The sequence below is a fragment of the Chryseobacterium sp. KLBC 52 genome (assembly GCF_003347605.1).
Taxonomy (GTDB): domain Bacteria; phylum Bacteroidota; class Bacteroidia; order Flavobacteriales; family Weeksellaceae; genus Chryseobacterium.
The window spans coordinates 1-8,179 of the sequence record NZ_QDFZ01000013.1 but is presented as its reverse complement, the minus strand read 5'-3'; the positions used below and the strand labels follow the sequence as shown (position 1 = coordinate 8,179).

The following is an 8,179-nucleotide window of genomic DNA, read 5'->3' as shown; positions in this document are numbered from 1 at the left end:
GTAAAGCAGATTGGATAGAGCATCCCGATTTCAATCGGGACGGTCAAAGGTTCGAATCCTTTCGCGCTCACAAAAAACCTCACAATTTTTATTGTGAGGTTTTTTGTTTTTAAGAAGAGTAATTTTTAGTAATAAAATTAAGACTTTTTGTATTTGGTTTCAAATTCCGTTGCCGCCTGGTTGACATTACCAGACATATTTTGAAATGCCTCATTTTTTGAGACAGTTTTTGTTTTTTCTTCTATCCTTTAGAATATTTATGCAACTCCTTTTATTTTTGTTCCGTTCTTAGCCGCTTCGATTTTCTTATTATTTCTAAGCTCACGTTTCATTTTACGGTAGTCCCAGGGAGCCATAGCATTAATATCCTGCCACAGACCCATTTTTTTAAGTTTTGCAGTTTCCTGAATTTCGCCCAGAGACGCATCTTTTGAGTAGGAAAAATACCACCATCCCAATCCTGCTTTGATAAGCTCTTTGGAAAGGTATTTCCCATCGTCATAGTACACTTTTGCAATGGATCTTCCATAACGGTCTGTAGTGGTTTCAACAAAGCTTACCGTTTTCCCGAATACTTGAGCAGAAGTAAACTGTTTCGCATTTTTACCGAACGCCTGTCCGCTTTCCGGACAATCAACTTCGGCTAATCTGATTTTTTTTTGTTGATTACCTTTTAACAGTAAAGTAATAGTATCTCCGTCTGAAATTTTGATCACTTTTCCGGTAGTCTGTGAGAATAGAAATACAGGGAAAAGTACGTACAGCAGCATTAATCGTTTCATGGAGCAAATATAGGGATTAGAAAGTCTTGTTTAATTACAAAAACCTCGCAAAATGCAAGGTTTTTGTAATATCAAATTAAACTATTTGTTTTTTTCACCTCAAAGTCGGGAGACTTTGCGGAACGGGGTTATTGATATTGGCTAAAACCAAATATATTAAATCATTGCCCCTCTAAACCAAACTGATCTTCATAATCCAGTTTTTCAATTTTATCAGAATTTTTTATAATCACTTCTAAAGATCCTTTGGGTTTTATTATCGAGTCTCCAACCATAACTTTATCCCACCAATCTCTGTAAACTAAAATACTATCTTGATTGCCATACACCAGAAATGGTATATTGTGATTATCATGATTCATATACTTTTTTCTAATTATTGATTTTATATCCTTTTCTCTAATTTCATCTAAAAAACTACCTTCGTTTTTTGACGAAAATATCACTTTGTATAAGAATACAAAAACAATAATAACCAATATGACTACTAAACTTTTATTTCTATTTATTATTTCTAATCTTAAAAAATTCATTCTATATGCGTACTGAAGCAATTATATTTATACTATTCTCACCAGTTAAACGGCATTGCTACATAAGTATTTTCAAAAATAAGTAAGGACAAAAATTCCATTGGTTGTATGCAGGCTTCTCCCTTCTTCACAATGCAAACTTTAAGTAATTCTCTCCGATGATGGTAGCCATTTAAGATGAGCGCCTGAATACCATCAGTATCCAGAATCCTGATCAACGCTCGGAATTTATCTGCTGTATCTGTTACTTCCAGAAAACTTAAATCAATATCCGTAAAAGAGATACTTTCATCGGTTACGATCTGAACAAAACGTTGTCCGGCATCATATGCAGTAAGGTCTTTAAATTTTTCATCTGCAGTTACAAAACTGGTTTCCAGGCAATCCAGATATACTTTTCGCTCTCCCGACAAGTAGTTTCGGATATGCAGCTTATCTTCCTGTACAATCTCAATATTATTTCTTCTGAAAGCTCTTTTCCATTCATCAATCTTTATTATAATATCCGGATTTGAATACTCCCACAAAAAAGAATAAACCTTCTGATCAGGAAAAAAGGGTTCCATTTGAATTCCGTCTTCATGGTTATAAAACAACCAGAAACTATCATAGTTCAATTCACTCTGTTTAAAAAAATTTGAAAGGTAATGATGATGAATATTTCTATATTTCTTCATAAAACACTAATGTTTTTTTGTAAGGTATTTCAGTTTTTTCTGGAATAATTATAACTCCCAACAGCCAATATTGACAGGTAGCGAAGAATAATTTTCAATAAAAACATTATGATCAAAACGATAAAAATAAAAATTTTCTATATTCATCTCAATATCCTGTATCGTAATGTCCAGGTGTAAAAAAAATGCAACAAATTCTCTCACAAAATCATTGATATTAATTATTATATTTTCATCAGCATACAATCCTCCATTGATCTGATTATCTGAACAGCCACCTCCCCAATTCACTGACCAGTCTTCAATAAAAGCAATGAAACGGTCTACCAGATTCTCTGGCATATCTTCATGAATTACAATTTTAAACTCAAATATATCTTTCATTAATTCTTATTTTAGTCAACAACTACCTGCTTTCTACAAATCCCTATACAGACAAGTATATCATACAAATCTCTATACAGACAAGTATATCAAGTATATAGTGTTGAAATATCAACAGGAAGCTTAATCGTTCTGATATCTGAATTTTTCACTTTACTAAAAGTAATATCCGAACCCACGTATAATGATACTGTTCTCAATAAAAATACATTATCACTTTTGTTATTCTCTTCAAAAATACGATTTATGGTACTCCAATCCCTTTTAGTAAAAATCTTCTTCCCTATGATATCACGAATCTTTTCACATGATTTTTCATCTGTTTTTACCCCATAATATATTTTCTCTCCGTTTGTAAAATCCTTCTGAATACAGGTAAAAATATAAGAATCATTTTCCAATGAAATCCATGATGTTATCATATCATCATACCAGTCGAGTATATGTAATTGAATAATGGTCATTTCAATTTAATTTATTTTTTCATCAATATTAATGGGAAACAGGGCTGACAGCTTCATAATTTTATCATATCCGACCTTTATGTAATATGTCTCGCGGGTAGTATGATTGATTAAAAAACATTCATCACAATAAACACTGAACTTTGCAACATATTTCAAATCAGATCCCCAGAGAATCGGTTTTCCTGCTCGGTTTTAGAGAATCTATAAGCGTAAAATTCAATGTTCCTATTTTGGGGTAGAGAATACTGTCCTGATCGGATAATTCAGTTATATAAATCTTATTTTTCTCCGCATCAGAATCCCATGGTTCTTTGTTATACTTGTACACCTTAATGTAATCGTATCCGTAAGGGCTTGTATATTCCTTATTACATGCAATAAAGAGAGAAAGCACTGCAGAAAGACCAATGATGAGTCTTGAACATGATAGCCATGATTTCATATGGGATATTTACGGATTGAATTTAATAGTTTTAAAAACTTTTAAAAATAATTCTTTATTCTCCTCACTCAAATCATTGATAATAATTGCCATTTTCTTTTGATGAATATCTACACTGTCAAAATGAATCCCAATAAGTCCTTTATCCATTTTTTTCGGCATCATAATCTGAGCTCTGTGCTTATTGATTGTATCGTAGTAATAATAATTAACATTATAAATTCCGTTTCTGTAATCTCTATCAGAATTATCAGAAAAATACGCTTTTAACTCCCTATTTTTATATTTTCCATATAATTCTTTATCATCTGTAATGAAAAAAGAATTTTCTTCAAAAGGTTTATAATCACCATAGTAGATATATTTAACATGCTTATTTCCAGCATTAATGCTATATACCTGGGAATCTTCAGCCTGTTCTTTTTTAATGACCATTGATTTGGGTAAACTCAGTGATGTATTTGCAATAGTGTGACTAACAAATTCCTGGTTCTTACAGCAAGAATACATCATCATCAAAAAACAACAGAACAGAGGAAAACGAACTCCTGCTTTCCATCCTGTTTTTTTATATTTTGGGATACGAATGTTTAATGTGAGCAAAAAAAAGAAAATTCTTTCAGCATTTTTAAGCGGGCTAAATCAATGGTTATTAACAAGGTAAAGGTAATAAAAAAGAGTGCATAAAAAATTAATTAAAAATTATACCTTATTTTCTTTTTTTATTACAAAAAGAATCGCAACTTTGCAGCCCTAAAAACGATGTAAAATTCGTTATTGATGACCCTTTCGGGGCGTAGCGTAGTCCGGTCATCGCGCCTGGTTTGGGACCAGGAGGTCGCAGGTTCGAATCCTGCCGCCCCGACTTATAAAATTTAGGGTGCGTAGCTCAGCTGGATAGAGCATCTGCCTTCTAAGCAGACGGTCAAAGGTTCGAATCCTTTCGCGCTCACTTAAAGACTTACTGGAAACAGTGAGTCTTTTTTGTTTTTATTACTTTTTAAAATCATTGGTAAAGCACACCAGATAGAGCATCCCGATTTCAATCGGGACGGCAAAGGTTCGAATCCTTTCGCGCTCACTTATAGACTTACTGGAAACAGTGAGTCCTTTTTTGTTTTTATTACTTTTTAAAATCATTGGTAAAGCACACCGGATAGAGCATCCCGATTTCAATCGGGACGGCAAAGGTTCGAATCCTTTTGCGCTCACTCAAAAACTCATTGGAAACAGTAAGTCTTTTTTGTTTTTATTACTTTTTAAAATCATTGGTAAAGCACACCGGATAGAGCATCCCGATTTCAATCGGGACGGCAAAGGTTCGAATCCTTTCGCGCTCACTTAAAGACTTACTGGAAACAGTGAGTCTTTTTTGTTTTTATTACTTTTTAAAATCATTGGTAAAGCAAAAGCAAAACGGATAGAGCATCCCGATTTCAATCGGGACGGCAAAGGTTCGAATACTTTTGCGCTTACTCAAAAACTCACTGGAAACAGTAAGTCTTTTTTGTTTTTGCTCGAATTAGGTACAATGAACCATTTTTAGCATTGGATTATAAAAACATTCTAAGGCAATGATTTTTAAATAAGTAGAATACATCAAAAGTCAGTCATGAAAAATTAATTAAAAATTATTCATAATTTTATTTTTTTATTTCAAAAAGTATTGTACCTTTGCAACCGCAAAAACGAAGTAAATATCGTTACTGATGACACCCTCGGGGCGTAGCGTAGTCCGGTCATCGCGCCTGGTTTGGGACCAGGAGGTCGCAGGTTCGAATCCTGCCGCCCCGACTTATAAAATTTAGGGTGCGTAGCTCAGCTGGATAGAGCATCTGCCTTCTAAGCAGACGGTCAAAGGTTCGAATCCTTTCGCGCTCACTTAAAGACTTACTGGAAACAGTGAGTCTTTTTTGTTTTTATTACTTTTTAAAATCATTGGTAAAGCACACCGGATAGAGCATCCCGATTTCAATCGGGACGGCAAAGGTTCGAATCCTTTCGCGCTCACTTAAAGACTTACTATTTTTAGTAAGTCTTTTTTGTTTTTTATTACCCTACAATAACCAGTTATTAATCAGACCGGATAGAGCATTCCGATTTCAATCGGGACGACAAAGGTTTGAATCCTTTCGCGCTCACTTAAAGACTTAATGGAAACAGTGAGTCTTTTTTGTTTTTATTTACCCTACAACAACCAGTGATTATCAAATTGGATAGAGCATCCCGATTTCAATCGGGACGGCAAAGGTTCGAATCCTTTCGAGCTCATTTAAAGACTTACTGGAAACAGTGAATTTTTTTGTTGTATTCTCATCAAACAAAAAGAGATTATTCATATTGGATAAAATAGCCCCATTAAAATGGACAATAAAAACCATTTTAATGGGATACTGATGTACATCTGATACCCTAAAAATATCTTGGTAAATAAAAAACCATATCAAATTCTGTTTTTTTTCATTTTTCTTTTCAGATTTCATTTAAAGCTGGCGCAACTGCAACTTTCATTACAAAGTCCTCATACAATGCATTCAAGCAATAAACATACACCATACATACAACCTGATAGCAACCCTTACAGATAAAGCAAAAATCACATGATGTACCTATGATGTATTCTATAATTTTCTTAATTCTTTTCTTTTTTTCAAATTGCAGCCAATTATCGATTCTAAAACACAAGAATGATCAAAAAACCTTTATGATGCCAACAGGTGGGATTAATAATCTCACCTGTTTTTTACAGAGGCATTGTGGTTAATGACAGGAATTGATAAACTACTGCCTATATTCTAATGAATTCACTTGCATCATATCCGACTCTTGTAATTATCTTTAATACAGTATTTATTCTATGACCACGAACTCTTTGAAAAACATTAATAGAATAATCTATTGCCTGATTTTTACATTTTGCTGTTCAAAACTATTTCCACAACACTATAATAAACAGCAAATAGATACCTTACTCATCAAAACAAACGAAGAGCTTAGAACCAGAATATCTAATAAAGATCTGATCATTTGGAATCAAAAGATTATAAAAGAAGCTATTCGCAACAAATATCCTATAGGAGAAGCCTGGGGGTATGCCAATATTGCGAATCGTCTCTGGCTGGTAGGAGAATTTAAAAAGGCCATAGAATATCTGAACTACGCTGAGGAAAAATCAAAAAAGATTAATGATGACTTTCTTGATGGCAAAATTAATCAGGAGTATTCACAGGTCTATAGCAGGATGAATCTACCTAAAATGGCTTTAGATTATAATTTAAAAGCCATGAAATCTGCTTTAAGATTAAAAAAAGATAATCAGGACTGTCGTTTTTTTTTACGGTATGTCTATTCAACACGAGCCGTTTATTTCAACGGAAATGAACGGCCTGATTCCTCACTCATTTACCTTCATAAGGCCATTAAAGTAGATCCTAATCCTTTAGATATTGCACATGTAGCCTATCACTATACAAAATACAACTTGAATTCAGATTCAGCGAGGCATTATTTAAAAAAAGCCTTTGATCTGCTGGAAACCAAAAGATTTAAGCATAATAAGTACCAAAGAGCAGTAGTTCTATATGATTATAGCAGTTTTATGCAGGTTCAGAAAAAAAATAATGAGGCTATCGACGCTATTATAGAGTCTATTGAACTGGCGAAAGAAATCAACAGACCTCAGCTGGTTTTAAATAATTACAAATTACTTGCCTCATTGTACAAAGAGCTTAAAGTAGCTGAGAAAGAAGTTGAATATTTAGACAAGGCAACCTCGTTAAAAGACAGCATAGATAATGACCAAAGCAAAGCGATCACATTAGCGTTTAATAAAATATCAAAGAAAGAAGAAGAAAAACAAAAAACTAAATTTCAGAAAGCTTTATGGTATGGAGGGATTTTATTTTTACTTGTTTTGTTGCTGTCCTTTTATTTTTATTTCCAGTTTAAAAGAAAGAAAAAAAGACTGATGGAAAGCAAAACCATTATTCTTCAGCACGAAGAAGAAGCCAAAATTTTAAAAAGAAAGCTTAATGAAAATCACGAGCAGATTATCCAACTGGCAAAGAAAAACAGTGCAGGTTTTCTAGCATTATTTCAGGAAACTTATCCTGAAGTCTGTCAGCAGCTTTTAAAAATCAACTCTAATCTTTCCTTATCAGATTTATCTTTCTGTGCTATGATATGCCTGGGGTTCTCTTCAAAAGAAATTGCACAGTACTCTTCTATGGAACACAGATCTGTACAGACAAAGAAATACCGTTTACGTAAAAAATTACACCTTGAAACAGAGACGGATCTTTATCAATTTATCAAATCAATTTCTGATGCTCAATAGATCGTGATCATCTTGATAAATCGAAAATAAACTGCTGAAATTATACTAGATCCCCCAACCACAAATAGACTGCACCCAAAAGTTTAGACAAAATTAAACAATATTATTATATGAAAGAGTTCGGTACTGTACCGGACTCTTTCCTTTTAGATTAAGTCTTATCCTGTCGTTATTGTAATACTTGATATACTTCTTTATTTCTTTTTTGAGCTCATCAATGGTTTTAAATTTCTTAGTATAGAACATTTCAGATTTTAAAGTTCCAAAGAAGTTTTCTATTACTGCATTATCCAGACAGTTTCCTTTGCGGGACATACTTTGGATAATGCCTTTTTCTTTTAACAGGTGCTGATAGGCTTTCATCTGATATTGCCAGCCTTGATCAGAGTGGATAATGAGGTTTTCAGTATTTTTAATTTTTCTGAATCCTTTTTTGAGCATATTCACAACCTGCGCAAAGGCAGGCCTTTCTGAGAGATCGTAACTGATAATCTCGCCATTGTAAAGGTCAATTATCGGCGAAAGATACAATTTACTGCCCGAAACGTTAAATTCTGT

General features: G+C 33.4%; 9 protein-coding genes and 4 tRNA genes. 5 read left to right on the top strand and 8 right to left on the bottom strand.

Annotated features, from left to right (window positions below; all coding sequences use genetic code 11):
- Positions 1-257 precede the first annotated feature (257 nt).
- From DDF69_RS14370 to DDF69_RS14340, 7 genes are all read right to left on the bottom strand, one after another.
- Positions 258-782, bottom strand: a complete 525-nt coding sequence (locus DDF69_RS14370; RefSeq protein WP_114821385.1) for a thermonuclease family protein — start codon at positions 780-782, stop codon at positions 258-260.
- Positions 783-943: 161 nt separating this feature from the next.
- Positions 944-1,315 carry a hypothetical protein gene (locus tag DDF69_RS14365; RefSeq protein ID WP_114821384.1) on the bottom strand — a complete coding sequence of 124 codons (372 nt, stop codon included), beginning with the start codon at positions 1,313-1,315 and terminating at the stop codon, positions 944-946.
- 38 nt (positions 1,316-1,353) lie between these two features.
- Positions 1,354-1,992, bottom strand: coding sequence for a hypothetical protein (locus DDF69_RS14360; protein ID WP_114821383.1), 639 nt, complete (start codon positions 1,990-1,992; stop codon positions 1,354-1,356).
- Between the two features lie 48 nt (positions 1,993-2,040).
- Positions 2,041-2,376 (bottom strand): hypothetical protein, encoded by a 336-nt coding sequence (locus DDF69_RS14355; protein ID WP_114821382.1) that lies wholly within the window; start codon positions 2,374-2,376, stop codon positions 2,041-2,043.
- 89 nt (positions 2,377-2,465) lie between these two features.
- Complete coding sequence (locus DDF69_RS14350) at positions 2,466-2,840, bottom strand: hypothetical protein (RefSeq protein WP_114821381.1); 375 nt, start codon at positions 2,838-2,840, stop codon at positions 2,466-2,468.
- A gap of 160 nt (positions 2,841-3,000) precedes the next feature.
- Positions 3,001-3,285, bottom strand: coding sequence for a hypothetical protein (locus DDF69_RS14345; protein ID WP_114821380.1), 285 nt, complete (start codon positions 3,283-3,285; stop codon positions 3,001-3,003).
- 9 nt (positions 3,286-3,294) lie between these two features.
- Positions 3,295-3,720, bottom strand: a complete 426-nt coding sequence (locus DDF69_RS14340; RefSeq protein ID WP_114821379.1) for a hypothetical protein — start codon at positions 3,718-3,720, stop codon at positions 3,295-3,297.
- A 355-nt stretch (positions 3,721-4,075) separates the two neighbouring features.
- Here DDF69_RS14340 and DDF69_RS14335 point away from each other — a divergent pair.
- The 5 genes from DDF69_RS14335 (at position 4,076) to DDF69_RS14310 (ending at position 7,621) form a co-directional block, all read left to right on the top strand.
- A tRNA-Pro gene (locus DDF69_RS14335) sits at positions 4,076-4,150 on the top strand.
- Positions 4,151-4,163: 13 nt separating this feature from the next.
- Positions 4,164-4,237, top strand: a tRNA-Arg gene (locus DDF69_RS14330).
- Positions 4,238-5,004: 767 nt separating this feature from the next.
- Positions 5,005-5,079, top strand: a tRNA-Pro gene (locus DDF69_RS14325).
- A 13-nt stretch (positions 5,080-5,092) separates the two neighbouring features.
- Positions 5,093-5,166 (top strand) — tRNA-Arg (locus tag DDF69_RS14320).
- 976 nt (positions 5,167-6,142) lie between these two features.
- Positions 6,143-7,621, top strand: a complete 1,479-nt coding sequence (locus DDF69_RS14310; protein ID WP_114821377.1) for a tetratricopeptide repeat protein — start codon at positions 6,143-6,145, stop codon at positions 7,619-7,621.
- Positions 7,622-7,714: 93 nt separating this feature from the next.
- On the opposite strand, the gene DDF69_RS14305 is transcribed toward DDF69_RS14310, so the two are convergent.
- Positions 7,715-8,179, bottom strand: a 465-nt coding sequence (locus tag DDF69_RS14305) for an IS3 family transposase (protein WP_114820850.1), incomplete at its 5' end; no start/stop codon positions are given.

What these genes read in the sequence shown, in the direction of transcription:
- DDF69_RS14365 (WP_114821384.1), bottom strand. Translation starts at nt 1,315, where the DNA reads ATGAATTTTTTAAGATTAGAAATAATAAATAGAAATAAAAGTTTAGTA.
- DDF69_RS14340 (WP_114821379.1), bottom strand. Translation starts at nt 3,720, where the DNA reads ATGGTCATTAAAAAAGAACAGGCTGAAGATTCCCAGGTATATAGCATT.
- DDF69_RS14355 (WP_114821382.1), bottom strand. Translation starts at nt 2,376, where the DNA reads ATGAAAGATATATTTGAGTTTAAAATTGTAATTCATGAAGATATGCCA.
- DDF69_RS14310 (WP_114821377.1), top strand. Translation starts at nt 6,143, where the DNA reads ATGACCACGAACTCTTTGAAAAACATTAATAGAATAATCTATTGCCTG.
- DDF69_RS14345 (WP_114821380.1), bottom strand. Translation starts at nt 3,285, where the DNA reads ATGAAATCATGGCTATCATGTTCAAGACTCATCATTGGTCTTTCTGCA.
- DDF69_RS14370 (WP_114821385.1), bottom strand. Translation starts at nt 782, where the DNA reads ATGAAACGATTAATGCTGCTGTACGTACTTTTCCCTGTATTTCTATTC.
- DDF69_RS14350 (WP_114821381.1), bottom strand. Translation starts at nt 2,840, where the DNA reads ATGACCATTATTCAATTACATATACTCGACTGGTATGATGATATGATA.
- DDF69_RS14360 (WP_114821383.1), bottom strand. Translation starts at nt 1,992, where the DNA reads ATGAAGAAATATAGAAATATTCATCATCATTACCTTTCAAATTTTTTT.